The 530-nt window shown below is 43.6% G+C and carries 1 protein-coding gene; it reads left to right on the forward strand.

Going from position 1 to position 530, the window contains the following annotated elements; translation table 11 throughout:
- Positions 1–530: hypothetical protein (locus D8862_RS09565; protein ID WP_185760878.1), on the forward strand; the 530-nt coding region annotated here is incomplete at both ends.

Genomic DNA, 530 nt, shown 5'->3' on the forward strand with positions numbered 1-530 from the left:
CTTCAGCATCAGTATCTGCAAGTCAATCAACTTCAGCATCTGTATCAGCTAGCCAATCAGCAAGCGCATCAGTAAGCTCAAGTCAATCAACTTCAGCATCAGTATCTGCAAGTCAATCAACTTCAGCATCTGTATCAGCTAGCCAATCAACTTCAGCATCAGTATCAGCTAGCCAATCAGCTTCAGCATCAGTATCTGCAAGCCAATCAACTAGCGCATCAGTATCTGCAAGTGAATCAGCTTCAGCATCAGTATCTGCAAGTCAATCAACTTCAGCATCTGTATCAGCTAGCCAATCAACTAGCGTATCAGTAAGCTCAAGTGAATCAGCTTCAGCATCAGTAAGCTCAAGTGAATCAGCTTCAGCATCAGTATCTGCAAGCCAATCAACTAGCGCATCAGTATCTGCAAGTGAATCAGCTTCAGCATCTGTATCAGCTAGCCAATCAACTAGCGCATCAGTATCTGCAAGTGAATCAGCTTCAGCATCTGTAAGCTCAAGTCAATCAACTTCAGCATCAGTATCTGCA

This window comes from Streptococcus oralis (assembly GCF_003942585.1).
Taxonomy (GTDB): Bacteria; Bacillota; Bacilli; order Lactobacillales; family Streptococcaceae; genus Streptococcus; species Streptococcus oralis_BE.